The following is a 26593-nucleotide window of genomic DNA, read 5'->3' as shown; positions in this document are numbered from 1 at the left end:
GGGCAGCCCTGCTCGGGTGGGGTTGGACTCGGTGAGGTCCAACAGGGGGAGCCCGCGGGCGCGGTGCCGGGCGAGCGCCTCGGCCAGCGGGTTCGGGGTGCGGGGAAAGTCGGTGCGAGCGGAGAAGCCGCTCACAGGCCCGTCTGCAGCATGGCGCTGGCCACGCGGCGGATGAGCTCCCGGCGCAGCTCCTTGCGGCAGTGCTCGATGGCCTTCTCGTGCGGCTTGGGCAGCTCCGGGTTCCGGGCGCGCAGCGCGGTCCGGAGGACGAGCTCGACCTTGGAGGGCTCGATGTGGAAGAGCCGGGGACCTTCCTTCTGCAGGAAGTAGGAGAGCCCCCTCGTGTCGATGAGCTTGTTGAAGAAGCGCCGGACGTCCGCGTGGAACGTGAGATCGATGATGTCCGCCATTCGCAACGCGTTCTCGCGCGGAAAAAACGGCACGTCCATTTCACGGCCGTGAGACCCGAAAACTTGCGCGACCTGTAGCACCGGCTCAGTGGCGGAAACGCGCCGGAGGCCGATTTTCCGGCCTCCGCGCGCTCACGGCACCAGCGGCTGGAGCGCCCGGCGGAACGCGGCGCGGCGCCGCCGCGCATCAGGGATGTACGGCACCGGCCCGAGCACCTGCACGCGGTGGCGCTCCTCCAGGAGCTGGCGGTTGTCGGCCTCGGAGGGGTCCTTCTCGGGCGAGGAGCGCGACAGCAGCACGGCGCGCACGGGGATGCGGCGCGCGGCGAGCGCCTCCAGCGACAAGGCCGTGTGATTGAGGGTGCCCAGGCCCGCGCGGGCCACCAGTAGCACCGGCAGGCGCAGGGTGGCGATGAGGTCGATGACGTCGTGCCACCCGTCCAGGGGCACGAAGAGGCCGCCCGCGCCCTCCACCACCGCCGGCCCGTGGCGCAGCTTCTCCCAGGCGGACAGGGTGAGGTCCCAGTCGGGCTCCTTGCCCAGGCGGCGCGCGGCCACGCCGGGGGCCAGGGGCGCCTTGAAGCGGTGGGGACAGAGGGCGTCCACGGGCAGCGTGCTGCCCGCCGCCTCGCGCATGGCCAGCGTGTCCGCCGGCTCCTTCAGGGAGGCACAGCCGCTCTCGTAGGGCTTGAAGCCCTGGGGCTGGAGCCCCGCGTCCGCCAGCAGCGACAGCAGCGCGCAGGAGGCCTGCGTCTTCCCCACTCCGGTATCGGTACCGGTGACGAAAATCTGGAACGGGCGTCTAGCCATGATGGACTCCGACCCGGCGCAGCGCGTCCAGCGCCAGGTCCACGTGGCCCACGGTGTGGGCGGCGGAAAGGCAGAAGCGCAGGCGGCTGGTGCCCTCGGGCACGGTGGGCGGGCGGATGGCCTTCACCAGCACACCCGCCTCACGCAGCCGCCGCGCGGCGTCCAGGGCGCGGCCCGGCTCGCCGAGGATGACGGGGAACACCGCGCTGCGCGCCTCGGCGTGCAGGCCCAGCTCGCGCAGGCCGGCGGCGAAGCGGCGGATGTTGCGCCACAGCCGCGCGCGCAGGTCCGGGTCGCCCTCCACCACGTCCACGGCGGCCTCGGCGGCGGCGCACAGCGCGGCGGGCAGCGCGGTGGAGAAGACGAAGGGCCGCGCGCGGGACACCAGCAGGTCCGCCACCGCGCGCGAGGTGGCCACGTACGCGCCCATGCCGCCCAGCGCCTTGCTCAGCGTGCCCATGCGCAGGTCCACGCGGGCCTCCAGGCCCAGCTCCTCGCACAGGCCGGCGCCGCGGGCGCCCAGCACGCCGGTGGCGTGGGCCTCGTCCACCATCAGCGCGGCGCCGTGCGCCTCGCAGGCCTCCACGATTTCGCGCAGCGGGGCCACGTCTCCGTCCATGGAGAAGACGGTGTCGGTGACGACGAGCTTGCGCCGCGCGGGCGTGTCCGCCAGGGCGCGGGTGAGCGCCTCCACGTCCGCGTGCGGGTAGACGACGACGCGGGCGCGCGACAGGCGGCAGCCGTCCACGAGGGATGCGTGGTTGAGGGCGTCGGAGAAGACGGCGTCACCGGGCCCCACCAGCGCGGGGACGATGCCGGTGTTGGCCGCGTAGCCACTGTTGAAGAGGAGCACGGCCTCGGCGCGCTCGAAGGCGGCCAGCCGCGCCTCCAGCCGGTGGTGCGCGGTGGTGTCGCCCACCACCAGCCGGCTGGCGCCGGTGCCCGTGCCGTACCGCTCCAGCGCGGCGATGGCGGCGGCGCGCACCGACGGCGAGCCGGCCAGCCCGAGGTAGTCGTTGGAGGAGAAGTTGACGAGCGTCTCCCCGCCCACGCGGACCACCGGCCCCTGGGGCGAGTCGAGCGGCTCCAGGTACCGGCGCAGGCCGCGCGCGGAGAGGGCGTCCAGGTCCTCCCGCGCCCAGGCCGAGGCCAAGCTCACGTCTACCCGTCCTTCCGGGGCTCCAGCGGGCGGATGCCGGCCTTCTCCAAGAGGGCCATGTCCTGGCCGTACTCGGGGTTGCCGGTGGTGAGCAGCTTCTCGCCGAAGAAGAGCGAGTTGGCGCCCGCCATCATGCACAGAAGCTGCGCCTCCTCGTTCATCTGCTGGCGGCCGGCGGACAGGCGCACCATGGACTGGGGCATGAGGATGCGGGCGGTGGCGATGGTGCGGACCATCTCCACCGTCTCCACGCGCTGCTGCCCGGCCAGCGGCGTGCCCTCGACGGGGACGAGCGCGTTGATGGGCACCGACTCCGGGTGGTGCTCCTGGTTGGCCAGGGTGCGCAGCAGGTTGCAGCGGTCGTCCACGGACTCGCCCATGCCGATGATGCCGCCGCAGCACACGGAGATGCCGGCGTCGCGCACGCGGTCGAGCGTGCGCAGCCGGTCGTCATAGGTGCGGGTGGAGATGATGTCGCCGTAGTGCTCGGGCGAGGTGTCCAGGTTGTGGTTGTACGCGGACAGGCCCGCCTCCTTGAGGCGCTTCGCCTGGCTGTCGGTGAGCATGCCCAGCGTGGCGCACGCCTCCATGCCCAGCGCGCGCACGCCGCGCACCATCTCCAGCACGCTGTCGAACTGCGGGCCGTCCTTCACCTCGCGCCACGCGGCGCCCATGCAGAAGCGGGTGGCCCCGGCGGAGCGGGCCTTCGCCGCGGCCTCCAGCACCTCGGGCACCGCCATCAGCTTCTCCGCCTTCACGCCCGTCTTGTAGCGGGCCGCCTGCGGGCAGTACGCGCAGTCCTCGGAGCAGCCGCCCGTCTTGATGGACAGGAGCGAGCACAGCTGCACCTTGTTGTCCTGGAACACGGCCCGGTGCACCGTCTGCGCCCGGTGGACGAGGTCCAGGAGGGGCATGGCGTAGATGGCGCGCACCTCGGCCAGGCTCCAGTCGTGGCGCACCTCGACGCCCGGAGGCGGCGGCGTGGCCGTGTGGGAATGACCGTGAAACGACTCGCTGGGGGCGGCGGTGTCGGGCATGGGCTCCTCGGCGGGGCTTTGAGGAGCGCGAAGGTGCGCGGGCGGCGGGAACTTGTCAACGCCGACGAGCAACGAGGTTGACGACTTGCCGCGACGAAGAAGGGCCGGCACCCGCTCAGGAGTGCCGGCCCCGGGCTCTTCAAGAGCGGGTGTCGCTAGACGTGGACGCGGCGACGGCGGCCGGCCATGCCTACCAGCAGCAGCACCAGCATGGCGCCGAGGACGGAGAACAGCAGCCCCGACGGGTGCAGGTCGAAGATGCGGCCGTCGCTACGGAACAGCGAGCCGATGAAGCCACCCACGAAGGAGCCGGCGACGCCCAGCAGCGTGGTGGCGATGAGACCCATGGACTGGTTGCCCGGCATCAGGGCGCGAGCGATGAGGCCCGCCAGCAGGCCGATGACCAGGAAAGCAATGATCCCCATGACTACCTCCCTTGCTTGAGGGGCGGCGCGGGTTGCGACGCCCGGTTGAGAGCAAGGTGGTCCGTACCTCCCGGCCGTACAACTTGACACCAAGGGGGTTGACACGATGCCTGCCTGCTCTCCGTTCGGGCCGGGCTGAAAGGGCGTAAAAACGTCAGGGGTCCGCGCTACACACCGGGCATGGCGAAGGCGAAGACGCACTACACCTGCCAGGCGTGCGGGTACCAGACGGCGAAGTGGCTCGGGAAGTGTCCCGACTGCGGCGCGTGGAGCTCGCTGCTGGAGGAGACAGAGGCGAAGGTGGACGAGAAGCGCCCGGCGTGGGGCGCCTCGGGTGGGGCCGCGCGGCCCATGCTGCTGCGCGAGGTGAGCGGCGAGACGGAAGTGCGCCGCCGCACGGGCATCGCCGAGTTCGACCGGGTGCTGGGCGGCGGAGTGGTGAGCGGCTCGGTGGTGCTGCTGGGCGGTGACCCGGGCATCGGCAAGTCCACGCTGCTGCTCGCCGCGCTGGACAAGCTGGCGCGCCACGGGCCGGTGCTCTACGTGTCCGGCGAGGAGAGCCTGCGCCAGACGAAGATGCGCGCGGAGCGGCTGCGGGTGGAGGGAGACGCCATCCACCTGTTCGCGGAGACGGACGCGGAGCGGGTGCTGGGCGCCGCCGAGGCGCTCAAGCCGCAGGCGCTGGTGGTGGACTCCATCCAGACCATGTACCTGCCGGAGCTGGGCAACGCGCCGGGCAGCATCACCCAGGTGCGCGAGGTGGCGGGCCGGCTGATGGCGTTCGCCAAGCGCACGGGCGTGCCCACGTTCATCGTGGGCCACGTGACGAAGGAAGGCTCCATCGCGGGCCCGCGCGTGCTGGAGCACATGGTGGACACCGTCCTCTACTTCGAGGGCGAGCGCGGGCACCCCTTCCGCATCCTCCGGGCGCACAAGAACCGCTTCGGCTCCACCAACGAGATTGGCGTCTTCGAGATGAAGGGCGCGGGGCTGGTGGAGGTGGCGGACCCGTCCGCCCTCTTCCTCTCCGAGCGTCCGGTGGGCAAGTCCGGCAGCATCGTCACCAGCACGCTGAACGGCACGCGGCCCCTGCTGGTGGAGGTGCAGGCGCTGGTGGCGCCCACGGGCTACGGCACCGCGCGGCGCACGGCCATCGGCGTGGACGGCAACCGCGTGGCGCTCCTGGCGGCGGTGCTGGAGAAGAAGGAGGAGATTCCGCTGGTGGGCTGCGACCTCTTCGTCAACGTGGCCGGTGGCATGCAGCTGTCGGAGCCCGCGTGTGACCTGGCCGTGTGCGCGGCGCTGGTGAGCAGCCTGCAGAACCGGCCTTTGGACCCACACACGCTGGTGCTGGGCGAGGTGGGCCTGGCGGGCGAGGTGCGCGCGGTGGGCCAGGTGGAGCCCCGGCTGGCGGAGGCCTCGAAGATGGGCTTCCAGCGCGTGGTGCTGCCGGCGGGCAGTGCGCGGCGACTGGAGGACGCCGGGAAGCTGCGGGTGGTGGGCGTGGAGACGCTCGGCGAGGCACTGGCGGCGATGTTCGACTGAGACAGCCGGACACCGCGCGCCAGCGCGTCACCGTGGAGGGCTTCAGCGCTTCGCGGCCATGAAGTCACGCACGGCGCGGGCAACCTCCTTCGGGCGCTCCATCGTGACGCTGTGGCCGCTCTCGGGGAACTTCTGGACGGAGAAGTCCCTCACGTACTGCTCCAGCCCCACGAGCCCGTCCTGCAGGAGGTACGGGTCCTGCTCTCCCCACAGGACGAGCACGGGCGCCTTCACCTGGAGCTGCTCGGGCGTGAGCCCGTCCACCAGGGTGCCGCCGCCGGGGTTGCCCTGCCCGTCCGGCGGGCCCAGCCGCGCGGCGCGGTAGTAGTCGAGCCCTGCCTTCAGGGCCCCGGGCTGGCGCCACGCCGCCACCCACTCGTTGATGTCCTCCTCGGAGATGTCCGCCCCGCGCGAGCGCGCGTCCGCGAAGAGGGCCTGCCGCCCGAAGGCGAAGTCGTTCGCCATGAGCATGTTCTCGGAGCCCGGGGTGCGGAAGGCCAGCATGTACTGGCTGGCCTCCTGCTGCCGCGGGTTCTCCCGCAGGTCGCGCAGGAAGAGCGCCGGGTGCGTGACGTTGATGGCGACGAAGCGCTTCACCGTGTCTGGGTGGCGCAGCAGATAGCTCCAGCCCAGCAGCGCGCCCCAGTCCTGGCACACCAGGGTGACCGGCGTGTCACCCAGGTGCTTCACCAGCGCGCGCACGTCCGCCACCAGGTGCGGAATGGCGTAGTCCTCCACGCGCTCCGGGCGGGACGTCAGGTTGATGCCGCGCAGGTCCGGCGCGATGACGCGGAAGTCCTTCGACAGGTCCGCCATCACCTTCTTCCACACGCCCCAGAACTCCGGGAAGCCGTGCAGGAAGAGGATGGGCTCACCCTCCCCCGCCGCCACGTAGTGCATGCGGATGCCGTTCACGTCCGCGTAGTCGTGCTTCATGTCCGTGCTCCTCCTGCCCGGGCCCGCCAGGGGCGGTCTTTCCGGCGGAGCATACGGAGCCCACCCGCCCGGCTGGCGACGAATCCGCGCCTCCGTCCCTATGGGGCCGCTGGCGTCTTGAACTCCGGGATGAGCTCTCCCGTGAGGCGGATGCTCTTCATGACCTTGTCATGCGACAAGGCCCCCACCTGCTGGAAGGACATCAGCGCGTCGATGCCCAGCGCCTCGTAGCGCTTGAGCCCCCTGCGCACCTGGTCCTGGGTGCCGACGATGAGCGACTCCTGCTCGCTGAGCACCTCCCACACCTGCCCGTCCGGCACGTCCTCGCCCGCGACGATGCGGCCGAGCAGCCGCTGGGCCCGGGACTGCGGCGCGTTGGGGTCCTTCCTGCGCTGGTACTGCCCCGTCAGCCCTCCACCCGCCGGGTCCTTCGCCAGGGCCTCCAGCTCCGCGGCCGTCTGGATGAAGGCGTCCTTCGCCTCGAAGAAGGTGAAGGAGCCATTCGTGTACCAGGCCGCCGCCTTCGCGGCGCCGTTCTCCATGGCCTCCCGCTCACTGTCCGCGCAGTGCACGAACGTGAAGAAGGCCACCTGGTCATTGACGAACTCACCCACCGGCTCGCACCGCGTGCGCAGGGCCTCGCGGTAGAGGTGGATCATCTCCGCGACCTCATCGAGCGACGCCCAGAGCGTCACCCCGAGCGCCCCCACGCCGTTGCGGCCCGCCTGCTCGAAGGAGGCGGGGCTGGAGCAGGCCTGCCACAGAGGTGGATGCGGCTTGCGGTAGGGCTTCGGCCGGATGTCGACGTCCTTGAACCGGTACTCCGGCGAGTCCCAGGAGAACTTCTCGCGGGTCCACATCTTCGGAATCATCTGGAAGGCCTGCTGCATCTGGGCGCGCGTCGAGTCGGCGTCGATGTTGAAGAGGCGCCACTCGGGGATGGTGCTGCGCGCGAGCCCCAGCTGGAATCGGCCCCCGCTCAGGTGGTCGAGGAAGGCGCCGCGCTCCGCCACGCGGATGGGGTGGTTGAAGCGCCCCGGCGCCAGCACGGAGGAGTGACCGACGTGCAGCCGCCGCGTGCTCGTCGCGATGGCCGTCAGCATGCACTCGGGCGCCGAGCTGTAGCTGAAGTCCACGGCGTTGTGGTGCTCCACCTGCCACCAGACGCCATAGCCCATCTCGTCCGCCAGTCGCGCCTGCGCCAGCGTCTCCTGGATGAGCCGGTGCTCGTGGTCGTCCCCGGTCCAGTGCTCCTTCGGGTGCTGCATCTCCGAGAAGATATCGAGTCGCATCTCCGCCCCTTTTTCCGTTGCCCTCGGGCACGCGCCCTCGGAACGAGGGCTGGAGGAAGCGTAGTGCAGTGGCGCTCGGAACCGGACTGTCTGGCAATCCGGTGTTTCACCCGACAAGGATGATTTCGCGGGCGGACCACTGGAGCGTAGGATTGAAACATCAGGGATGACGGGCAGCCGGACGAACGCCCCGCGCTTTGAAGGCAGACACGCCTACGTTTCAAGGCATTGCCCCCTCGCATCATTCCCAGACGCACCTCCCTCTGAGAGCAATGGCTTGTCCACCCGCAAGCCCCATGTGCTGACCTCCAGGCGAAGTGCCGAAATACCTCACCCCATGCCTTGAACCTCCACGGGAAGTCCTGGTGTTTGTGACGCCAATTGCCAGGAACCCCTTGCACGCCCGCCACCTACGGCACGGCGGTCGGGCAGGCGATGGGCCCTTCCACCGGCTGTACGTGGAGAAGCGGGTCCTCGTCGGTCCGACGCATCCTGGCCGCTGGAGCGACATGAGAAAGCAGCTCAAGTGGTTCATGTTGGCGCTTGGAGCGCACCTCACCGCGTGTGGTGGCGCGGCTGACTTTTCGGCCCCCCTGCCGGAGGTATCCATCCCGGAAGTTCCCGCGCCAGAGGCCTCCCCTCCCGCACCCGCCGACAACGACATCGAGGCCACCGCCGCGGGCGACACCACCCTGTACACGGATGCGCTCGGCACAGGCTGGGTGGACTGGTCCTGGGCCACGCGCAACCTCGCGGTGACGTCGCCCGTCGCCTCGGGTACGCGCGCCATCTCGGTGACGTTCGGCCCGTGGACGGGCCTGTACTTCCACAACGCGGGCGTGCCCACCGCGGGGCTCCAGTCGCTGGAGTTCCAGGTCCACGGCGGCGCGACGGCCGACCCCGCCCTCGCCGCGTACGCCACCGTCGCCGGCAAGGCGCGCCCCACCGTCAAGGTCAACACGTACTGTGACGGCGGCAGCATCAAGGCCGGCGCCTGGACGCGCTGCCGCGTGCCCCTGTCCGCGCTCGGCGTGGTCAACGTCACGATGGATGGCATCGTCCTGCAGGAGGGCGCCGGCCGCTCGCTGCCGGTGATGTACTTCGACAACGTCCGCCTCCTCGCGTCCGCCGTGACGGCGCCCACGGGCGTCAGCGCCACCGGGTCCGCGTCGGACGTCGCCCTGACGTGGAGCACCGTCAGCGGGGCGAGCGGCTACAACGTCTACCGCGCCACCTCGCAGGCTGGCACGTACACGAAGCTCACCACCGCCCCCGTCTCCACCGCTTCGTACCGCGACGCCGCCGTCACCTCCGGCGCCACGTACTGGTACGCGGTGGCCGCCGTGGGCCCCGCGGGTGAGGGTCCGCGCTCCTCGGCGGTCTCCGCCACCGTGCGCGCGCCGGTGCCCACGGTGAGCATCGCCGTGAGCCCCACCAGCGCGTCGCTCGCGCCGGGCGCCACGCGCGCCTTCACGGCCACCGTCACCGGCAGCACGAACACGGGCGTGACGTGGTCCGTCTCGCAGGGCGGCGGCACCGTCACCAACGGCGGCGTGTACACCGCGCCCCAGACGCCGGGCACGTACCAGGTCATCGCCACGAGCCAGGCCGACACGACGAAGAAGGCCACCGCCACCGTCACCGTCACCGCGCCCAACCCGGGCGGCACCGGCAAGTGGGTGTCCGGCTATTACACCGGCTGGAACGCGGACCTGTACCCGCCGGAGAAGGTGGACTTCAGCGCGATGACGCACATCATGGTTGGCCGCGTCACGCCCCGGCCGGACGGCACGGTGAGCACGCAGTTCGACAACGACAACGGCCCGCAGATTGCCCGCACCCTGGCGACCCGGGCCCACGCGGCCGGCCGCAAGGCCATCATCATGGTGGGTGGCGCCGGTGAGCACGCCAACTGGGTGGCCGCCGCCAACAGCGCCAACCGCGCGAAGTTCGTGCAGAGCCTGCTCACCGCCATGGATACGTTCGGCTACGACGGCCTCGACCTCGACTGGGAGCCCGTCGAGGCGGCCGACAAGCCGGACCTGCTCGCGCTCGTGAAGGCGCTGCGCGCGGCCCGCCCGAACATGCTGCTCACCTTCCCCATCGGGTGGATCAACGCCAACGTGCCCACGGACGCGGACCCCTGGTTCGCCAACCTCGTGCCGTACGTGGACCAGATCAACGTCATGTCCTACGAGATGGTCGGCCCGTGGGAGGGCTGGCAGTCCTGGTACACCTCCGCCCTCTACGGCCACTCCGGCAACCGCCCCACGTCCGTGACGGCCAGCCTCAACGGCTGGGTCAGCGCGGGCATCCCCAAGGCGAAGCTGGGCATGGGCATCCCCTTCTACGGGATGGCCTGGCGCAACATCACCGGCCCCTACCAGAACTTCACCCACTGGTCCGACTACGTGGGCAGCGACAACTCCTTCTCGTACAAGAAGATCCACCAGCTCTCCGCGTCCGGGAAATACAACTGGGACGCGGTGGCCGCGGCCAGCTACCTCACCTTCAGCACCCCCGTGGAGGACGGCACCGTGCGCTGGATTTCCTACGACAGCCCGCAGGCCATCGCCGCCAAGGGCGCGTACACCCGCGACAACGGCTTCGGCGGCACCATCATCTGGAGCATCAACCAGGGCTGCATCGACCCCGCCACCGGCGCCAATCCGCTGCTGGACGCGGTGAAGAGCGCGTTCCTGCAGTAGCCGGGTCGCGCGCGAAGGGGCACGGCCGGTGACGCGCATGTGGCGTCACCGGCCGGCCGGTACTCAGGCCACGGGAGGCGGGGGCATGGGGTTCGTCCCCGGCGCTCCCTCCGGCAGGACGGCGTAGCGGAGCAACACCACGCTGTTCTTGTAGACCTTGGTGGACAAGAGCTCGAGGCTGTTCACGTTCCGCAGCCGCGTGACGAGCGGAACGCCCGCGCCGAGCAGCAGCGGGTTCAGCTTGAGGATGACCTCGTCGACGAGCCCCGCGTCCAGCAGCATCGACGCGAACTGCGAGCCGCCGGCCAGGTAGATGTCCTTGCCCTGCCGCGCCTTCAGCTCGCGGATGACGTCCAGCGCGTTCTCGGTGACGAGCTTCACCCGCGGGTTCGGGCTCTCCTTCATGGAGCGCGAGAAGACATACGTCTCCATCATCGGATAGGGGTCGGTCACCCCCACCTTCAGGGCGGGCTCGTAGGTGCGGCGGCCCATCAGCACCGTGTCGTACGTGGTGGAGAAGGACGCGATGTAGTCGGCGATGTGCTCGCTGTCCTTCACCAGGCGCTCCTGCAGGAAGGCGCCGTACGAGTCGTCCTCGTGGGCGATGAAGCCGTCAGCGGTGGAACCAACGTGGTACTTGAGCTTACGCATACGGAAAATCTCCTGGACTGCGCGTGCGCCCGGCGCACCGGGGGCACGGTGGGTTGGATTCGCGGCGGGGGACTCGGTCGGGCCAACGCAGAGGGACGGCACGTCACGACGCGCCTCGGCCGGAATGCCGGGGCGACGGGAGCGGTCACGCGGTGCGTTGTCAGCGAGAGGAGATCATTGGACGACGCCGTGAGGCGCCGACAGCACGTATACGCATACTCCCGGTGAGCGTGCAACCCGGTACTTCAGGCTGGCGCTCCGGACTCGTACACGCATCGTGAATATCTCGCGTGGGAGTGCGTCCGAGCAGTCGTGTCCACGCAGCCCCGCTCATCGGGGACGGCGGGCACGCTCCTCGCACCCCATGGACTGTCAGATGACCTCGCTTGCCCGTGCAGTGATTGCCGTGTCTGTCTTCGTCGCCACCACCGCCTCCGCCCAGGACGTCGAGATGAACATGAACGTCCAGGTGGATGACGTGGACATGCCCGCGGCCCACATCCAGATGAAGGGCACGGGCCCCGGCGGTGAAGCCGAGAGCATGGACATGGACGTCCAGGCCGGCGGTGCGCGCATGAACATCAAAATGTCGGGCGGCAGACCGGCCGAGACGAGCGAGCGCACCGAGAAGCGTGAGCGGCGCGTGCCCGAGCCGCGGCACCACGAGGAGCCGAGGGCCGTTCACGTGAAGGGCATGGCGTCCGAGCCGGTGTTCCGCGACTGTGGCACCGGCGAGGACCCGGGCTGCACCCTGAAGCGCGATGGCCAGCTCGCCATGGACGCGGAGACCTTCCGCGGCGTCATGAAGGCCCTCAAGTCGACGGACAACGAGCTGACCCGCGAGGACATGGCGGAGAAGATGTTCAAGCGGAACTACCTCACCGCGAGGCAGTTCGGCCTGGTGCTGGACCTGTTCGACAACGAGCTCACCCGCCTGGACGTGGCGAAGAACGCGGCGCCCCACGTGGTGAACCCGCAGCACAGCCTGGGCTTCTCCTCCAAGTGGGAGAACTCGCTGAACGGCGAGGACTACATCGAAATCATGTCCGCGCAGTAGCCGCCGGCCGTCCGGGCGTCCGGCTCGTCACGAACGCCCTTGGCGCACTCCAGCCCGAGGGGGCCTCCGTGCTCCCCGAAAGGAGACGCCATGCCTGAACAGGAAACGTACATCCCGGCGCCGAGCCGGCCCTCCAGGGCCGACCCCACCCTCCAGCAGGGAGCGACGGGCGAGGCCGTCCGGGAGCTGCAGATGCTGCTGTCCCGGGCCGGCTATGACCCCGGAGCGGCGGACGGAGTCTTCGGCGTGATGACGAAGACGGCGGTGATGAACTTCCAGCGCGCGCGGGGACTGACGGTGGACGGCATCGTCGGGCCGGTGACGTGGGCCGCGCTGCGCGGAGCCTCCGCGCCGGAGCCCGTGCCCGTGGGCGGGCTGCGCTCGAAAATCGTCGAGGAGGCGCGGTGGGGCCTCTCGAACGCGGGCGGCATCCACTACAAGCAGCTGCGCCCCATGGACGGCATCCACCAGCGGCGCAAGCTGCCTCTCGACACGGACTGCTCCGGCTTCGTCACGCTCTGCTACAAGTGGGCGGGCGCGTCGGACCCCAACGGACTGGGTTACAACGGCCAGGGGTACACGGGCACGCTGCTGGGCCACCTCACCCGCGTCCCACGGTCGCAGGCACGGCCGGGAGACCTGGTCCTCTGGGCGCGCAACGGCCGGGGCGAGCACGTGTCCCTGGTGCTCGAGCCGGGAAGTGACCCGCTGCTCGTGTCCCACGGCGAGGAGTCCGGGCCCTACACGGTCCGCTTCTCGGTCTCCCACCGCTACCACGCGGGCGCGGACGTGTACTGGCTGCGGCTGCCCTCGGTGGACGGCGCCGTGCGCGAGGGGGCTCCCGAGGCCCCGCGGGCGCCACCGCCCCGGGTGAGCGGCGAGTCGGACGCGCCCAGCGAGGTGGGCCTGTCGCGCGAGGCCGAGCCTCCACCCGTGAGGCACTGAGGCCTGCCGGGGCGCCGGGGCTCGGCTAGAGTCCGCGGCGCACATGGCCGACGCAGCCGGACACACCTCGCGTTGGAGGGACGCACTGGGGTCGCTCTCGGCGCGGCTGCTGGTGGCGTTCCTCGTGCCCACGCTGCTCTTCGTCGCGGTGGCGGGCTCGGCCGTGTACCAGCTCGCGCGCGCCATCCTGGAGGAGGAGCTGGGCTCCAGCCTCTCCGCCATCGCCGCCGCCACCGCCAGCCAGGTGAACGGCGAGCGCATGCTGACGGTGGAACCCGGCGACGACGTGGACGGCACCCGCACGTGGCGCAACCTGGTGCGGCTCCTGGAGGGCGTGCGCGAGGCCAGCGGCGTGCGGCGCGTCTACGCCGTGGACACCCAGGGCCGCGTGCGCGTGGATGTGGGCGGCGGGCTGCCGGTGGGCGTGGAGGCGCCGGAGCTGGCCCGAGACCGACTGGAGCTGGCGCGCGTCTTCGCCGGCGAGCGCGCGGCCAGTCAGGTGCTCTTCACTGGCACGGACGGGCGCCTCTACAAGACGGGCTATGCGCCGGTGCGCCACGAAGGCCTCGTGGTGGGCGCCGTGGCCGTGGAGGGCAGCGCCGCCTTCTTCGGCCCGCTGCAGCGGCTGTCTCGCACCTTCGCCATCATGGGCGCGGGGGCGCTCGCCGCGCTCGCCGTCATCGCCCTGCTCACCGCGCGCGGGCTGGCCCGCCCGCTGCGGCGGCTCATGGACTCCGCGCTGCGCATCGGCCGCGGGGATTTGACGACGCCCGTGCCCCCGGAGCCCACGCGCGAAATCGGCGTGCTGGCGCGAGAGCTGGAGGTCATGCGCGGCGCGCTGGAGAGCCGCGACAGGCAGCTCAAGATGATGCTGGCCGGCGTGGCCCACGAGGTGCGCAACCCCATTGGCGGCATCGCCCTCTTCAGCGGCATCCTCCAGGAGGACCTCCAGGCGGGCGCCCACGCCGAGGCCGGCGAGCACGTGGCGCGCATCCAACGTGAGGTGGCCTACCTCCAGCGCATCGTCGAGGACTTCCTCGCCTTCGCCCGCGAGCAGCCGCTGGCGCGCGCGCCGGTGGAGGCCCCGGCGCTGCTGTCCGGCGCCTGTGAGCTGCTGTCCATGGAGGCCGCCTCGCGCGGCGTCGCCGTGGACGTGGAGGCCGCGCCCGCGGTGCTGGAGGCGGACGGCAGCCTGCTCACCGCCGCGCTGGTGAACCTGGTGAAGAACGCGGTGCAGGCCTCGCCACCGGGAGGCCGGGTGCGCGTGTCCGGCGAGGCCACGGAGGGCCGCTACACCATCCAGGTCCGCGACACCGGCCCCGGCGTGCCCGAGCCCGAGCGCGAGCGCATCTTCGAGCCCTTCTTCACCACGCGGGAGAAGGGCACCGGCCTGGGCCTACCCCTGGCGCGCAAGATTGCCCTCGCGCACGGAGGCGACCTGCGGCTCGCCTCCGTCCCGGGGGACACGACGTTCATCCTCACCCTGCCGCTGGGCGGCCGGGCCGCGGACGTCAGTTCGCCGAGGTGAACTGCCGCGCCATCTTCCCCACGTCCGCGGAGACGGTGGACAGGGTGGCGGTGGCCTCCTGCGTGGACTCCAGGCGCTTGAGCGTGGCGTCCATGATTTGCGACAGGTCGCCGATGGCCGTGAAGATTTGAGAGAAGCCGGCGTTCTGCTGCGTCACGGCGGCGGCAATCTGGCGCGCGGCGGACGAGTTCTCCTGGGAGATGCGCGACAGCTCGCGCAGCGACTCGCCCGACTCGCGCATCTGGTCCAGGCCGGTGCCGATGGTCTGCACGCCCTGCTCTCCCATCAGCGCCGCGTCGCGGATGCCGGCGCTGATGTCCTGGAGGATGCCGCGGATGCGGCGCGTGGCCTGGATGGATTGGTCCGCCAGCCCGCGAATCTCCCGCGCCACCACCGCGAAGCCGCGCCCCTGCTCGCCCGAGCGCGCCGCTTCGATGGCCGCGTTGACGGCCAGGAGGTGCGACTGGTCCGCCAGGTCCTTCACCGTCTCGGTGATGTCGCCAATCTGCGTGGTGCTCTCCGCCAGCCGCACCAGTCGCTGCTGGATGCCGTCCACCGCGCGGCGGATGTCCGCCAGCCCGGAGACGCTCTGCCCCACCGCCGTCTCGCCCTTCTGCCCCAGCTCCTCGGCGCGGCGGGCCACGTTGAGCACCGCCTCCGCGCGGTCGGCCGCCATCAGCGAGGTGCGCTTGATTTCCTCCGACGTCACCTGCGCCTCGTGCAGCGCCGCCGCCTGCCGGGTGAGGCTCTGCTGCTGCTCGTCGTTGGCCGTGCGCAGGTGGCTGGCCGCGTCGCTCAGGTGCGTGACGGCGGACTGGAGCGTCAGGGGAAGCTGCCGCAGCTTGGCCAGCACCGCGTTCATGCCGTCGGCCAGCGTGCCAATCTCGTCCGTGGACACCCACTCGGGGGACGTGGTGCGGCCGTCGGCCAGCGCTTCAATGGCCTTGCCCACCGCGCCGGTGCCCTCGGCCTGCCGGCGCGCCAGCATGTACGTGGTGATGGTGGGCAGGATGAGCACCAGGCCCGCCACCCACGCCATGGAGCCGAGCAGCTCCGTCAGGAGCGAGCCGCCCATCGCATCCAGCAGCTGCGACGCGGAGAGGGTGCCCTGCCCCGCCAGCTCCGCGCGGAGCGAGTCACGCAGGCCCAGCATCTTCACCGTCATCACGCACCCGCTCAGCAGCAGCGTGGACAGGATGGAGGCCACGAAGGTGAAGGGCAGGAACCAGGACTGGCGCGGCCAGAAGAAGCCGCCGCCCCGGGGCGTGGCGTCCGGGTGCGCGCGCTGCTCCGCCAGCGCGAGCGGGGCGAGCTGCTTCTCCAGGGTGAGCGCGATGGGGAACGACATCACCACGCCGAAGCAGAAGGCGATGGTGGAGCCCAGCACCACGCGCAGCACTTCCTTGTCGAACTGGAGGCAGACCGGGATGCTGAAGCACAGGCCGCCGAGCGTCCACGCCGCGTACGTCGTGAAGATGGTGCTCTGCCAGGGCAGGCGGAGGATGCGGCCCAGGCGCTCGCCCGGCGCGTCGCCCGGGCGGTGCCGCAGGGCGCGGGAGGCAAGCAGGCGCAGCGCCAGCCACGGGTAGACGGTGCCGAAGAAGAGGATGAGCGCGGGGGCGATGCGCGTGGTGGCCCACAGGCCCTCCTCGCTGTTGAGGCCCATGGACAACGCGATGAGGTACGCGCAGTTCAGGCCGGGCAGCGCCACCCAGCTGATGAACGTCAGCGCGCCGCGTCTGGCGAACTCACTGATGACTTTGTCGTCCAAGTTGTCCATGACTCGTGCCCCCCCGGGCGTGAGCGCGTCTCCCCACTGTGAGTCCTCCGGGGACATGGCATGTAACCGCGCTCCCGCCTTCGCCGCTCATGCCCGCGCTCAAGGATGCAGCTTAGTGAGCAACACCCCGCGGATTCCAGCCGCCGGGTCCAATACGAGTGCTCACAATTGAGAGAAAGGATTGGAATCCCTGCACACTCGGTGGGGATGTAACAATTCAGGTATGCAGTCGTTCCACCCTCATTCGCAGCCCCCCTGACGGCGCGAGGGTGACGGCGCGGCGCTGGGGGCGGACCTGGGCGTCCACGGGGCTCAGCTCGAAGCGCGAGAGGACGAGCCCCAGCACCACCTTCATCTCGTAGAGCGCCAGGGCCATGCCGATACATCGGCGCACACCGCCTCCAAAGGGCAGATATTCGAAGGGCGAGTAGGCGCGCTCCAGGAAGCGCTCGGGGCGGAAGGCGTCCGGCGCCGCGAAGGTCTCCGGCCGGTGGTGCGCGAGGTAGATGCACGCGGCCACGGTGACGCCCGGGGGAATCTCGAAGTCGCGCACCCGGAAGGTTGCCTGCGTGCGGCGCGCCACCACGGGGATGATGGGATGCAGGCGCAGCGTCTCCTGGCAGACGGCCTTCAGCCAGGGCGCGGCGCTGCCGGCGAGCGCGGCGGGCGCCGGCTCCGCGCCCAGCCCGCGCAATTCCTCGCGCAGCCGCGCCAGCGTGGCGGGGTACGCGTGCAGCCAGTGCATGGCCCAGGCGATGGCGGTCGCCGTCGTCTCGTAGCCCGTCACCACCAGCGTCATCAGCTCGTCGCGCAGCACGGCGTCCTCCAGGGGCGCGCCGTCCTCGTACGTGGCGGACAGCAACATGCCGAGGATGTCGCCGCGCTCGAAGTCCCTCACCGCGCGCCGGTGCCGCACCTCCTCCAGGAGCAGCGTGTCGATGCGCTCCAGGCTCCGCTGGAAGGCGGCCCACGCCTCGGACTGGAGGCCGTCCCCGCGCAGCTGGCCGAGGTTGCCGAGGTTGAACTTCGAGTCGTTGAGGAAGGCCTGGATGCGCGTGCTCAGCTCCTCGGCGCGCGCGCCGCCCTCCAGGCCGAACACGGCCGTGAGGATGACCCGCAGCGACACGCGCTGCATGACGTCCTGGATGACGACTGTCTGCCCGGGCCGCCAGTCCTGGAGGGCGGTGAGGGTGGCCTCGCGCACGAGCGCGCCGTACTGCTCGATGCGCCGCGAGTGGAAGGCCGGCCCCAGCATCCGCCGCTCGCGCTGGTGGGGCTTCTCCTCCAGCAGCAGCAGCGAGTGCGCGCCCAGCAGCGGCTTGAGCACCACGTTGCCCTCGCCCGCATGCAGCACCGCCGGGTCCGCGGTGAAGATGTCCCGCAGCGCCTCCGGGTGCGAGAACATCGCGTACGTGCCGTGACTGCCCAGGTCGAGCGTGAAGGCCTCTCCCAGCCGCTCACGGCAGCTGCGCAACAGCTCGTACGGGCGCGCGCGCCACTGCAGTGACTGCTGCACCGCGGGGAGCTCCACACGGGGCGGGAGTGGGGAAACGGTCTGCATGGTGATTTCTCGCGGGGAACCGTGACGCTACTCCGACGACCAGGGACTCCGTAGACCCCCCCTGGGGTACGACGGGACCTTGCCGGCGGCGCGGCAGTGCGCAACCTGTGTGTCCCCCAGCGGCGGCTTGCCCCCCAGGTGTCCGCCAATGCGCAGTCACAAGAAATTGATACACACTCACGCCACCTCCCTTTCTATAGTTCGGCCGTGCCTGTATATTTTCACAAAAATACAACTTCGGGTCTGGGTAGGGGCGTGGACGGCGCGGTGGGGGAACGTGGCCCGGGTGAGTGGGGAGCAGTGCTGCTCCTGGATGACCAACGGGGCCCGGCATGGGCCCACTGAGCGGGGTTCCCTGATGCAGACCCGGAGCGACACGGATTCCATTCTCGAGGCGGTGGTGGCGGCGACGCGGGCGGCGTGCAAGCTGCCCCTGCCCGAGGTCATCGACCGGGGCCACTGCTTCGTCACCGACCTGGGCTTCGACTCGATGAGCATCGCCCGGCTGGCGCTGGAGCTGGAGGACCGGGTGCAGCAGCCGGTGCTGCTGGACGACTGGATCGCCAGCGAGCCGGACCCGTCCGCGCTGACGGTCGGCTCGCTGTGCAACTACGTCGCGGCGCTCGGGTAGGCGACCATGTCCACGAAGCTCTTCGGGATGCAGTGGGTGGACGACGTCCTGGTGCTCACGCTGGATACGCCGGGCAACCAGTTCAACATCTTCAGCCACGAGGCGGCGGTGCAGCTGCTGGACATCCTGGCGGGCGTGGACAAGGAGCGCGTGCGCGCCCTGGTCATCCGCAGCGCCAAGCCGGGCAGCTTCATCAACGGCGTGGGGCTGATGATGGCGGGCACCGCCCAGGCGCCCGAGGACATCCCGCGGATGACGGAGACGGTGACGCGGGCGTACCGCGCGGTGCGTGAGTTCCCCGCGCCCACCATCGCCGCCATCCGGGGCAACTGCTACGGCTGTGGAGTGGAGTTCTCGCTGCACTGCGACTACCGCGTCGCCGCGCGCACGTACGAGACGCACTTCTACATGACGGAGATCGCCGAGTACCTGTTCATCCCGGCCTTCGGCAGCACGCAGGACCTGCCGCGCCTCATCGGCCTGGAGAACGCCACGGACGCCCTCTTGTGGGGCGAGCGCTGGTCGGCGCCGGAGGCGGTGCGGCGGGGGCTGGTGGACGCCTGCTTCGACGACGCGGACTTCGACGGCAGCGTGATGCGCTTCGTGGACGCGCTGCTGGAGTGCGGCGGTGGCAAGCGCCGGCAGACGTCCGCGGCGGCGCGCCTGCCGGTGGCGGTGGACTTCGAGGCGCTCACGCGCGCGCGCATCGCGAGCCTGCCCCCCGCCTACCAACCCGTGTACACGGAGTGCTTCGAGCTGATGCTGCACGCCGCGCGGCGGGGCCGGCCGGCGGAGGCGCGGGACTACGCGATGGAGGTGGAGGCCTGCGGCCGCTCGGTGGTGAACCCCATCGCCAAGGCCGCGCTGTCCATCTTCTTCGTGCGGCGGCTCGCGCTGCACCACAGCCTGCGCGAGCATGAGCTGTCGCCGCTCACGCACGTGGTCATCGACGCGGAGGACGCGCGGCTGGCGTCGCTGGCGGAGGACCTGCGCACCCGGCGCGTGCGCGGCCTCGCGGTGGACGTGGCGCCGCAGCAGCCGCCGCCGGGCGTTCCGGTGGTGCACGTGACGCGCTACGCCCCCGAAGGCGGTCCGCTGCCGGAGGGCACGGTGTCACTGGCGCCGGAGCTGGTGGCGGGCCCGCTGCGGCAGGTGTCGGACGTGGTGCTCTACGCCCCGCTGCTGGAGGCGGGGCTGCCGGTGGTGGAGGTGCGCGCGGCGGAGGGCCGTCCTCCCGAGGAGGCGCGCACCGTCTTCGCGCTGCTGCACCGCGCGGGGTTCCACCCGGTGATGTCGCGCGCGACGGAGGCGCCGGTCCTGCACGCGCTCCTGGGCGCGTACCTGGGGCCGCTGGTGGCCCACGTGCTCCAGGGTGGCGAGGCGGGCGACGCGCTGGCCACGGTGCGGGCGTTCGGCTTCGTGCGCTCGCCGGCGGAGCTCATCCGGAACCTGCCGCGGCCCGAGCTGGCCCTGGCGCTGGTGGCGCACCTGCCGGCCTCGGCGCCCGTCGAGCGCATCCAGGAGGCGCTGGAGGCGCTCGCCACCGCCGATGCCCTGGGCGCGCACGGCTCGGTCCCGCTCGCGGACGCGGTGCTCATCTCGCTGCTCGGCTTCGCCACGCGCGCGCTGGCGGAGCGCACGCTGGGACACCCCACCGTCGTGGACGTGCTGGCGCGCGAGCTCATCGACTTCCCGCTCGGCTACGGCAGCCTCTGCCGCTACCTGACGCGCGAGCGCGCAGCCCGGCTGCTCACCTCGGACGAGGTGCGCGCCCTGCTCCCGCTCGGGCCCGTGCAGGCGCTGGACGCGTTCATCGCGAAGGGCCGCGACTTCTATCCGCAGGCGCGTCCCGCCGCCGCTCGCGCTCCGGCGGTGGAGACGCAGCCGGCCGTGGCCGCCGCGCTCCCTCCGGTCGAAGCCATTCCCGCCACCGAGCCGCGCCCCAGCCCGCGGGCCCTGAATGTCTGAGCCTCGCGTCGCCGTCGTCACGGGGGCGGCGGGAGGCATCGGCCGCGCGGTGGTGCGGCGCCTGCTGCGCGCCGGCCTGCACGTGGTGGCCACGGACCACGCCGAGGCGTCCCTGCGCGAGCTGGAGGGGCTCCGGGCGGACGCGCCGCGCCTGGGCCTCGAGGTGATGGACGTGACGGACGTGGAGTCCATCCGCCGCGTCGCGGCGGGGGTGGACGCGGCCTTCCACCGGGTGGACGTGCTCGTCACGTGCGCGGGCGTCTTCCAGCAGATGTCCGCGCTGAAGGACGACGCGGCCGCGGTGGAGCGCGTGCTGCGCATCAACCTCACGGGGACGCTGCACACCACGACGCACTTCGGGGCCATCATGGCGCGCACCGGGGGGCGCATCGTGCACGTCAGCTCCATCTCCGGGCTCACGGGGGCGGCGCTCGCGGCGCCGTACGCCGCGTCCAAGGCCGGCATGGTGGCGCTCACGCAGTCCCACGCGCGCGAGTTGGCGGGCCATGGCATCTCCGTCAACGCCGTGCTGCCGGGCTACGTGGACACGCCCATGGCCGCGCCCATGCGGGCCACGCTGGAGAAGTTCGTCATGCCCCGCGTCCCCCTGCGCCGCTTCGCGCAGCCGGACGAGGTCGCCGAGGTCATCGAGTTCCTCGCCACCTGCAAGACGCCCTACCTGACGGGGGCGGCGATTCCCATCGACGGAGGCCTGCATGTCGGCTGAGCCTGTCCTCGCTCCTTCGCCGGACGCGGCACGGAATCCCTCGGCCGCGTGGCTGCCGGATGCGGCCCTCAGCTTCCCGGAGGCGTTCTCCCAGCGCGTGGCGCTGACGCCCGAGCAGCCGGTGCTGCACGTGGTGGGCTTCGCCGGGCGCGAGCCGCAGGCGAAGCCCTTCACCTACGCGGCGCTCGCGAAGAGCGTGCACCAGGCCGCCGCGCTGCTGGCCCGCGCGGGCGTGGGGGCGGGGGACTCGGTGCTCATCTGCGTGTCCCGCGCGGACGCGTTCTTCTCCTTCCTCATCGCCACGCAGGTGCTGGGCGCCATCCCCGCCCCGCTGCCGTCCATGGCCGACCTGCAGATGCAGTCCTACCAGGCCCGGCTCCGCTCGGTGGCCCGCGACGCGAGGCCGCGCGCGCTGGTGGTGGACGACGCGCGGGCGCGGCAGGCGGTGGCCGGGGCGCTGGAGGACGCGGCGCTCGGCGTCGTGGAGCTGGGAGAGCTGGACGGTGAGTCCGTGCCGCTGGAGTGCCCGCTGGACTGGCGGTGCCGTCCGGAGGGCATCGCCTTCCTGCAGTACACGTCGGGCAGCACGGGCGAGCCGAAGGGCGTGGTGGTGCGGCACGACAACCTCGTGGCCAACATCCGCGCCATCATCGAGGGCGGGCGGATGGACGGGCGCGACGTCGTCTATTCGTGGCTGCCGGTGTTCCACGACATGGGGCTGGTGGCCGGGCTGCTCCTGGGCGTGTACCTGGGCATCCCCGCGTATGTCGCGCCGCTCAAGAGCTTCGTGTACCGCCCGGACTCGTGGCTGCGCGCCATCCACCGCTTCCGGGCGACGTTCAGCCCGGCGCCGAACTTCGCGTATCACCTGCTCGCGAATCGCATCCCCGAGAGCGCGCTGCGCGAGCTGGACCTGTCCTCGTGGCGGCTGGCCTTCGACGGGGCGGAGCCCATCGACCCACAGACGGCGCGGGCGTTCATCCGGCGCTTCGAGCCCGCGGGCTTCCGCGCCACGAGCTTTCGCCCCGCCTACGGGTTGGCCGAGGCCACGCTGGCCGTCTCCTTCGCTCCGCCCGACGCGCCGCTGCGCTGTGACAGCGTGGCGAGGGAGCCGCTCACGGCGCGGGGCGAGGCACGGCCGGTGGAGGCGGGCGCGGCGGACAGCACGACGTTCATCAGCGTGGGCCGGCCGGTGCCCGGGCACCGGGTGCGCATCCTCTCGCAGGAGGACGGGCGCGAGCTTCCCGAGCGGCACCTGGGCGAGGTGGCGGTGTCGGGGCCTTCGGTGACGCCGGGCTACTTCCACGAGCTGCGCGAGGGTGGCGCGGCGAGGACGGAGCTGCGGACGGGAGACCTGGGCTACCTCGCGGAGGGCGAGCTGTTCATCGTCGACCGGCTCAAGGACCTGCTGGTGGTGGGCGGGCGGAAGCATGCGCCGGCCGACGTGGAGCGCGTGGTGGGAGCGCTGGAGGGCGTGCGCGGCGGCGCGGTGGTGGCGTTCAGCGTGCGCGGCGAGGAGGGCACGGAAGAGGTGGTCCTCGCGGTGACGCCGGAAGCGGGCGCGGAGGTGGAGGCCCTGGAGGTGAAGGTGAAGCGGGTCGCGCAGGAGCACTTCGGCTTCCCGCCGCGGGTGGTGCTCGTGCGGCCCGGCGCGCTGCCCAAGACGTCCAGCGGCAAGCTGCAGCGCTCCGCATGCCGCGCGCGGTACCTGGATGGGACGCTGCAGCGGTTCAGCCGGGAGGCGGCACCGGAGTAGCGCGGGTCAGCGGGTCGGCAGCTCCTGGAACGTCACTTCCTCGAAGCCGAGCCGGCGTACCGTCTCCACGAACCGCTCCGTCCCGACCATGACCGTCTGGAAGTTGGCGAGCCGGAAAAGGTCTCGATCTGTCGGCAGAGATGCCGCATCCAGGAGGGGGGTTGGAGGCAAGCTGAAGTCACGTCGACCGCACGTCACGCACGCTGGAGGCAGAAGCCGCGGAAGACAGTCCCGGTGCAGCAGCCCTCGTGGCTCTATCTGGAGTTCCAGCAGCTCGGGCGGGTTCTTGTCGCGGAAACGCAACTGGGTCTTGCAGCCAGTCAAGCCGCGCAGGCCCTCTGCTTGGAGCTGTTCCAGGGCCTCACGGCGGATGAGCAGTATCCACGGATGCATCAACACGAGTTGCGGGAAGGGGCCCCGCCCCCTCCCAATCAGCGGACCGAACTCCGCTCCCGGCTCGAGTGGCGCATCTACAGGCGCGAGAGGGCGTACCGCATCCCTCATCCGGGTGAACTCCTCGAAGTCCTCTTCCACACGCGCCCCATACTTCCTGCGATCGGGCAGTTCGGACAGGTCCACCGAGGGGTACGCCTCTCCGATTCCGCCTCCGACTTCATCGCAGGTGGGGCAGTGGACACCGGGCAGGCACCACTTGTGGTCTGCCTGGAGGCTCCACGGATAGCGCTCGGAAGTGTAGTCCTTGTCGAGCTTGAACAGACGCATGGTCAGTAGATGTCTTCCTCTACAACAGGGAATAGAGGAATGAACTTCTTGTCGTAGTACGGCACCACGGGGCCCGCCAGGTCGAAGCGGAAAATCATCTGCACAGCGAAGAGATGGATGGCTTGCTGCTTCGCGAACGGATTGAGCCGAATGTAGGCGTCCCACTCTGCGTTCCAAGGCCCGCCACTCTTCCCGCGATGGATCCTCTCGTGGACCTGTTTGTCGATGACCAGCGTCCATTCGTGGATGTTGACGCCTTGCCTTTCGAACCACCTCTTGAACGCCTGTGGAAACACATGGTGCTTCACCCAGGTCCGCGTGGGCGTTTCCTCCAGTTCCCTCCTGAGCCGCGCCGCGTACTCCTCGCTCGTCTCGTTCCAGGGGATGATGAAGATGGGCTCCGCATCCGCCGGAAGCCCTTGCATGCTCCCCCAGTACCGCTGGGGACTGGTGGGAGTCGGGAAGGGACGCGCGGGCGTCGGCGGCCGGACGGGCACGGCCACCTGCGCGCGCACGAGACGGCCCGGGTCCACGTCCTCGCAGGAGTAGAGCGCGCACGCCCCGACCCCGCAGATGAACGTGGTGCAGAGATCCGCCCCCGGGTCGTCACACTCCTCGGCGACGGCTTCCGCCACCTCCCATCGCTGCTGGGTGACGTTCGTCGAAGCACAGGCCGTTAGCAGGACGACCCACAGCACCTTCCAGGCTCGCATCCCACGAGCCTAGGAACCCCAACTGACACCCCGCTCAGCGCGCCGAAGCCACCACGCGCCGCGCCTTCTCCAGCATCCGCCGCAGCGGCGCCTCGTCCGCGCGCGACAGCGCCTCGTCCCACGTGAGCCACTGCACGCCGGTGGACTCGGCCGGGTCGTGCACCAGCGCCTCGGGGTTCTCCGCCACCAGCAGGAAGCGCACGTCCAGGTGGTGGTGCTCCGGCTCGTCCTTGCGCGCCGGAATGGTGTGGATGTCCACGTCCAGCGGCTGGGGCGCCGTCGGGTGGAGGTGCACGCGGCAGCCCGTCTCCTCGCGCGCCTCGCGCAGCGCCGTTTCCGCCATGTCCCCGCCGTCCGCGACGTCCGCGTGCCCGCCCGGCTGCAGCCACCGCTTCAGCTTCCCGTGGTGCAGCATCACCACCCGCCCGCCCTCCGGGTCCACCACCACGGCGCTACCCGTGAAGTGCGCCGTGGCCTGCGAGCGGGAGAACGGCTGCGCCAGCGTGACGGCGTGGTGCCGCATCCGCTCCAGGTCCTCGCGCTCCTTCTCATCCGTGGGAACGTGCCGCGCCAGCAGGGCCTGCAGGGAGGTGGAAGCCGGAGAATCCATGCCCGTCCACGTACCGCCCTGAATGTCCGCGCGCCAGTGCCTTCGCATGGCGGGCGTGCAGGCGGCGCCAGCCGGTGTAGGGTGCGACTCCAGGTGTGTTCTCATGCGGGCACACCCGGCCGGCCGGTGCCCTCAACGGAGATTCGAGCAACCCCATGGCGCGCATCCTCGTCATCGATGACCACGACACCCTGCGCGAGGGCATGGCCGTCACCCTCACCCGCTCCGGGCACGCCGTCTCCGCCGTGCGCAGCGGCACCGACGGCCTGGCCGCCTACCGCAAGGCCCCCTTCGACCTCGTCGTCACCGACCTGAAGATGGACGGCATGGACGGCATCGAGGTGACGAAGTCCCTCAAGGCCCTGGACCCCGCCGCCGTCGTCATGGTCGTCACCGCCTTCGGCACCATCGAGACGGCCGTGCGCGCCATGCAGGAGGGCGCCTACGACTTCATCACCAAGCCCTTCCCCCCCGAGGTGCTGCGCGCCAAGGTGGACAAGGGGCTGGAGCTGGCCTCCACCCGCCGCCAGGTGGAGAAGCTCTCCGCGCGCACCGCGGCCCACGAGGCCGACGCGGCCCTCACCCATGGCAGCCTCGTGGGCGACAGCGAGCCCATGCAGAAGCTCATGTCCCAGGTGCGCAAGGTGGCCCAGAGCGAGGCCACCGTGCTGGTGCGCGGCGAGAGCGGTACCGGCAAGGAGCTGGTCGCCCGCATGGTCCACCAGCTGTCCCCCCGCAAGGACGGCCCGTTCGTCGTCGTGCACTGCGCGGCCCTCGCGGAGACGCTGCTGGAGAGCGAGCTGTTCGGCCACGAGCGCGGCGCCTTCACCGGCGCGGTGAAGCGCAAGCTCGGCCGCTTCGAGCTGGCCGACGGCGGCACCCTCTTCCTCGACGAGATTGGCGAGATTCCCGCCTCCGTGCAGACGAAGCTGCTCCGCGTCCTCCAGGAGAAGGAAATCCAGCGCGTGGGCGGCGAGGAGACGCTCAAGGTGGACGTGCGCGTGGTGAGCGCCACCCACCGCGACCTCCAGGCCGAGGTGAAGGCGGGCCGCTTCCGCGAGGACCTCTACTACCGCCTCCACATCGTCCCGCTGACCCTGCCGCCCCTGCGCGAGCGGCCGGAAGATTTGGGCCTTCTGGCCCGCCACTTCGTCGCCAAGCACGGCCCCCGCGTCAACCGCCGCGTCACCGGCCTGGAGGACTCCGCCCTGCGCGCCCTCACCCGCCACGCGTGGCCCGGCAACGTGCGCGAGCTGGAGAACGTCATCGAACAGGCGCTCGTCTTCGCCGAGGGCGAGGTGCTCACCGCCGCGGACCTGCCGTCCCACCTCACCGGCGGCGCGCCCCGCATGGACGCGGGCCTGCCCGTGCCCCACGGCGACCGCCCCCTGCCCGAAATCCTCGAGGACCTGGAGCGGCAGCTGATCGCCCGCGCTTATGAAAAGGCCGGCGGCGTGAAGACGGAGACCGCGCGCCTGCTCGGCATCAAGACGTCCGCGCTGTACTACAAGCTGGAGAAGTACGGCTTTCTGCCCAAGGGCACGCAACCCGAGGAGGGTTGAGCCTCGAAAATCCGTTACACCCGGACACGCCACCGTGATTTTCCACCGCCCTCCCACCC

The 26593-nt window shown here is 71.1% G+C and carries 23 protein-coding genes; 10 read left to right on the top strand and 13 right to left on the bottom strand.

What is annotated here, in order from left to right:
- Nucleotides 1–131: 131 nt before the first annotated feature.
- The 5 genes from HG543_RS30115 to HG543_RS30095 form a co-directional block, all read right to left on the bottom strand.
- Entirely contained in the window at nt 132–410 is a 279-nt protein-coding gene (locus tag HG543_RS30115) for a hypothetical protein (RefSeq protein ID WP_169348347.1), read from the bottom strand.
- A 132-nt stretch (nt 411–542) separates the two neighbouring features.
- Nucleotides 543–1220, bottom strand: coding sequence for a dethiobiotin synthase (gene bioD / locus HG543_RS30110; RefSeq protein ID WP_169348346.1), 678 nt, complete (start codon nt 1218–1220; stop codon nt 543–545).
- Nucleotides 1213–2379 carry an 8-amino-7-oxononanoate synthase gene (gene bioF / locus HG543_RS30105; RefSeq protein WP_169348345.1) on the bottom strand — a complete coding sequence of 389 codons (1167 nt, stop codon included), beginning with the start codon at nt 2377–2379 and terminating at the stop codon, nt 1213–1215. Before bioF ends, bioD begins: the two co-directional genes overlap by 8 nt.
- Nucleotides 2380–2381: 2 nt before the next feature.
- Nucleotides 2382–3416 carry a biotin synthase BioB gene (bioB, locus tag HG543_RS30100; RefSeq protein ID WP_169348344.1) on the bottom strand — a complete coding sequence of 345 codons (1035 nt, stop codon included), beginning with the start codon at nt 3414–3416 and terminating at the stop codon, nt 2382–2384.
- Between the two features lie 155 nt (nt 3417–3571).
- Nucleotides 3572–3841: a GlsB/YeaQ/YmgE family stress response membrane protein gene (locus HG543_RS30095; RefSeq protein WP_169348343.1), complete on the bottom strand. Its 270-nt coding sequence runs from the start codon at nt 3839–3841 to the stop codon at nt 3572–3574.
- 180 nt (nt 3842–4021) lie between these two features.
- Between HG543_RS30095 and radA the strand changes: the two genes are divergently transcribed.
- The gene (gene radA / locus HG543_RS30090; protein ID WP_169348342.1) at nt 4022–5386 is read left to right on the top strand and encodes a DNA repair protein RadA; all 1365 of its coding nucleotides are present in this window, start codon (nt 4022–4024) and stop codon (nt 5384–5386) included.
- 42 nt (nt 5387–5428) lie between these two features.
- On the opposite strand, the gene HG543_RS30085 is transcribed toward radA, so the two are convergent.
- Together HG543_RS30085 and HG543_RS30080 are read right to left on the bottom strand one after the other, a co-directional pair.
- A complete protein-coding gene (locus HG543_RS30085) occupies nt 5429–6322 on the bottom strand; it encodes an alpha/beta fold hydrolase (RefSeq protein ID WP_169348341.1) in 894 nt (297 codons plus the stop codon).
- A gap of 98 nt (nt 6323–6420) precedes the next feature.
- On the bottom strand, nt 6421–7614 hold the full coding sequence (locus tag HG543_RS30080) for an LLM class flavin-dependent oxidoreductase (protein ID WP_169348340.1): 1194 nt from the start codon (nt 7612–7614) through the stop codon (nt 6421–6423).
- A 509-nt stretch (nt 7615–8123) separates the two neighbouring features.
- Between HG543_RS30080 and HG543_RS30075 the strand changes: the two genes are divergently transcribed.
- Nucleotides 8124–10322, top strand: a complete 2199-nt coding sequence (locus HG543_RS30075) for a glycosyl hydrolase family 18 protein (protein ID WP_169348339.1) — start codon at nt 8124–8126, stop codon at nt 10320–10322.
- Nucleotides 10323–10385: 63 nt separating this feature from the next.
- On the opposite strand, the gene HG543_RS30070 is transcribed toward HG543_RS30075, so the two are convergent.
- Nucleotides 10386–10973: a dihydrofolate reductase family protein gene (locus tag HG543_RS30070; RefSeq protein WP_169348338.1), complete on the bottom strand. Its 588-nt coding sequence runs from the start codon at nt 10971–10973 to the stop codon at nt 10386–10388.
- Nucleotides 10974–11349: 376 nt separating this feature from the next.
- Here HG543_RS30070 and HG543_RS30065 point away from each other — a divergent pair, with 376 nt between their 5' ends.
- The 3 genes from HG543_RS30065 to HG543_RS30055 all read left to right on the top strand — a co-directional run bounded on the left by HG543_RS30065 (nt 11350) and on the right by HG543_RS30055 (nt 14503).
- Nucleotides 11350–12030, top strand: a complete 681-nt coding sequence (locus HG543_RS30065) for a proline and serine-rich protein 1 family protein (protein ID WP_169348337.1) — start codon at nt 11350–11352, stop codon at nt 12028–12030.
- Between the two features lie 90 nt (nt 12031–12120).
- Nucleotides 12121–12975, top strand: a complete 855-nt coding sequence (locus tag HG543_RS30060; protein ID WP_169348336.1) for a peptidoglycan-binding domain-containing protein — start codon at nt 12121–12123, stop codon at nt 12973–12975.
- Nucleotides 12976–13018: 43 nt separating this feature from the next.
- Nucleotides 13019–14503, top strand: coding sequence for a sensor histidine kinase (locus HG543_RS30055; RefSeq protein WP_169348335.1), 1485 nt, complete (start codon nt 13019–13021; stop codon nt 14501–14503).
- On the opposite strand, the gene HG543_RS30050 is transcribed toward HG543_RS30055, so the two are convergent.
- Both HG543_RS30050 and HG543_RS30045 read right to left on the bottom strand, forming a co-directional pair.
- Entirely contained in the window at nt 14487–16283 is a 1797-nt protein-coding gene (locus tag HG543_RS30050; protein ID WP_169348334.1) for a methyl-accepting chemotaxis protein, read from the bottom strand. The two genes, HG543_RS30055 and HG543_RS30050, sit on opposite strands and share 17 nt — an antisense overlap.
- 217 nt (nt 16284–16500) lie before the next feature.
- Entirely contained in the window at nt 16501–17844 is a 1344-nt protein-coding gene (locus HG543_RS30045; protein WP_169348333.1) for a cytochrome P450, read from the bottom strand.
- Between the two features lie 358 nt (nt 17845–18202).
- Here HG543_RS30045 and HG543_RS30040 point away from each other — a divergent pair, with 358 nt between their 5' ends.
- From HG543_RS30040 to HG543_RS30025, 4 genes are read left to right on the top strand one after another with little or no spacing between them, the layout of a single operon-like run.
- Nucleotides 18203–18475, top strand: coding sequence for a hypothetical protein (locus tag HG543_RS30040; RefSeq protein ID WP_169348332.1), 273 nt, complete (start codon nt 18203–18205; stop codon nt 18473–18475).
- 6 nt (nt 18476–18481) lie between these two features.
- Nucleotides 18482–20443, top strand: a complete 1962-nt coding sequence (locus HG543_RS30035) for an enoyl-CoA hydratase/isomerase family protein (RefSeq protein WP_169348331.1) — start codon at nt 18482–18484, stop codon at nt 20441–20443.
- Nucleotides 20436–21170: an SDR family NAD(P)-dependent oxidoreductase gene (locus tag HG543_RS30030; protein WP_169348330.1), complete on the top strand. Its 735-nt coding sequence runs from the start codon at nt 20436–20438 to the stop codon at nt 21168–21170. The genes HG543_RS30035 and HG543_RS30030 overlap by 8 nt, the downstream gene beginning before the upstream one ends.
- The gene (locus HG543_RS30025; protein WP_169348329.1) at nt 21160–22926 is read left to right on the top strand and encodes a fatty acyl-AMP ligase; all 1767 of its coding nucleotides are present in this window, start codon (nt 21160–21162) and stop codon (nt 22924–22926) included. The genes HG543_RS30030 and HG543_RS30025 overlap by 11 nt, the downstream gene beginning before the upstream one ends.
- Before the next feature lie 6 nt (nt 22927–22932).
- Here HG543_RS30025 and sitI6 read toward each other — a convergent pair whose 3' ends face one another.
- From sitI6 to HG543_RS30010, 3 genes are read right to left on the bottom strand one after another with little or no spacing between them, the layout of a single operon-like run.
- Nucleotides 22933–23649 (bottom strand): SitI6 family double-CXXCG motif immunity protein, encoded by a 717-nt coding sequence (sitI6, locus tag HG543_RS30020; protein WP_169348328.1) that lies wholly within the window; start codon nt 23647–23649, stop codon nt 22933–22935.
- A gap of 2 nt (nt 23650–23651) precedes the next feature.
- Nucleotides 23652–24362 carry a SitA6 family polymorphic toxin lipoprotein gene (gene sitA6 / locus HG543_RS30015; RefSeq protein WP_439332610.1) on the bottom strand — a complete coding sequence of 237 codons (711 nt, stop codon included), beginning with the start codon at nt 24360–24362 and terminating at the stop codon, nt 23652–23654.
- Between the two features lie 34 nt (nt 24363–24396).
- Nucleotides 24397–24972: an NUDIX hydrolase gene (locus HG543_RS30010; protein WP_169348326.1), complete on the bottom strand. Its 576-nt coding sequence runs from the start codon at nt 24970–24972 to the stop codon at nt 24397–24399.
- Between the two features lie 155 nt (nt 24973–25127).
- Between HG543_RS30010 and HG543_RS30005 the strand changes: the two genes are divergently transcribed.
- Complete coding sequence (locus HG543_RS30005; RefSeq protein ID WP_169348325.1) at nt 25128–26534, top strand: sigma-54-dependent transcriptional regulator; 1407 nt, start codon at nt 25128–25130, stop codon at nt 26532–26534.
- Nucleotides 26535–26593: the final 59 nt, after the last annotated feature.

It is taken from the genome of Pyxidicoccus fallax (assembly GCF_012933655.1).
Classification (GTDB): domain Bacteria; phylum Myxococcota; class Myxococcia; order Myxococcales; family Myxococcaceae; genus Myxococcus; species Myxococcus fallax.
This window is presented reverse-complemented; position numbering and strand designations above follow the sequence as displayed.

What these genes read in the sequence shown, in the direction of transcription:
- HG543_RS30075 (WP_169348339.1), top strand. Translation starts at nt 8,124, where the DNA reads ATGAGAAAGCAGCTCAAGTGGTTCATGTTGGCGCTTGGAGCGCACCTC.
- HG543_RS30005 (WP_169348325.1), top strand. Translation starts at nt 25,128, where the DNA reads ATGGCGCGCATCCTCGTCATCGATGACCACGACACCCTGCGCGAGGGC.
- HG543_RS30070 (WP_169348338.1), bottom strand. Translation starts at nt 10,973, where the DNA reads ATGCGTAAGCTCAAGTACCACGTTGGTTCCACCGCTGACGGCTTCATC.
- HG543_RS30060 (WP_169348336.1), top strand. Translation starts at nt 12,121, where the DNA reads ATGCCTGAACAGGAAACGTACATCCCGGCGCCGAGCCGGCCCTCCAGG.
- HG543_RS30095 (WP_169348343.1), bottom strand. Translation starts at nt 3,841, where the DNA reads ATGGGGATCATTGCTTTCCTGGTCATCGGCCTGCTGGCGGGCCTCATC.
- HG543_RS30045 (WP_169348333.1), bottom strand. Translation starts at nt 17,844, where the DNA reads ATGCAGACCGTTTCCCCACTCCCGCCCCGTGTGGAGCTCCCCGCGGTG.
- HG543_RS30010 (WP_169348326.1), bottom strand. Translation starts at nt 24,972, where the DNA reads ATGGATTCTCCGGCTTCCACCTCCCTGCAGGCCCTGCTGGCGCGGCAC.
- HG543_RS30030 (WP_169348330.1), top strand. Translation starts at nt 20,436, where the DNA reads ATGTCTGAGCCTCGCGTCGCCGTCGTCACGGGGGCGGCGGGAGGCATC.
- sitI6 (WP_169348328.1), bottom strand. Translation starts at nt 23,649, where the DNA reads ATGCGTCTGTTCAAGCTCGACAAGGACTACACTTCCGAGCGCTATCCG.
- HG543_RS30085 (WP_169348341.1), bottom strand. Translation starts at nt 6,322, where the DNA reads ATGAAGCACGACTACGCGGACGTGAACGGCATCCGCATGCACTACGTG.
- radA (WP_169348342.1), top strand. Translation starts at nt 4,022, where the DNA reads ATGGCGAAGGCGAAGACGCACTACACCTGCCAGGCGTGCGGGTACCAG.
- HG543_RS30050 (WP_169348334.1), bottom strand. Translation starts at nt 16,283, where the DNA reads ATGGACAACTTGGACGACAAAGTCATCAGTGAGTTCGCCAGACGCGGC.
- bioD (WP_169348346.1), bottom strand. Translation starts at nt 1,220, where the DNA reads ATGGCTAGACGCCCGTTCCAGATTTTCGTCACCGGTACCGATACCGGA.
- HG543_RS30065 (WP_169348337.1), top strand. Translation starts at nt 11,350, where the DNA reads ATGACCTCGCTTGCCCGTGCAGTGATTGCCGTGTCTGTCTTCGTCGCC.
- HG543_RS30025 (WP_169348329.1), top strand. Translation starts at nt 21,160, where the DNA reads ATGTCGGCTGAGCCTGTCCTCGCTCCTTCGCCGGACGCGGCACGGAAT.
- HG543_RS30115 (WP_169348347.1), bottom strand. Translation starts at nt 410, where the DNA reads ATGGCGGACATCATCGATCTCACGTTCCACGCGGACGTCCGGCGCTTC.
- bioB (WP_169348344.1), bottom strand. Translation starts at nt 3,416, where the DNA reads ATGCCCGACACCGCCGCCCCCAGCGAGTCGTTTCACGGTCATTCCCAC.
- HG543_RS30040 (WP_169348332.1), top strand. Translation starts at nt 18,203, where the DNA reads ATGCAGACCCGGAGCGACACGGATTCCATTCTCGAGGCGGTGGTGGCG.
- sitA6 (WP_439332610.1), bottom strand. Translation starts at nt 24,362, where the DNA reads ATGCGAGCCTGGAAGGTGCTGTGGGTCGTCCTGCTAACGGCCTGTGCT.
- HG543_RS30055 (WP_169348335.1), top strand. Translation starts at nt 13,019, where the DNA reads ATGGCCGACGCAGCCGGACACACCTCGCGTTGGAGGGACGCACTGGGG.
- HG543_RS30035 (WP_169348331.1), top strand. Translation starts at nt 18,482, where the DNA reads ATGTCCACGAAGCTCTTCGGGATGCAGTGGGTGGACGACGTCCTGGTG.
- HG543_RS30080 (WP_169348340.1), bottom strand. Translation starts at nt 7,614, where the DNA reads ATGCGACTCGATATCTTCTCGGAGATGCAGCACCCGAAGGAGCACTGG.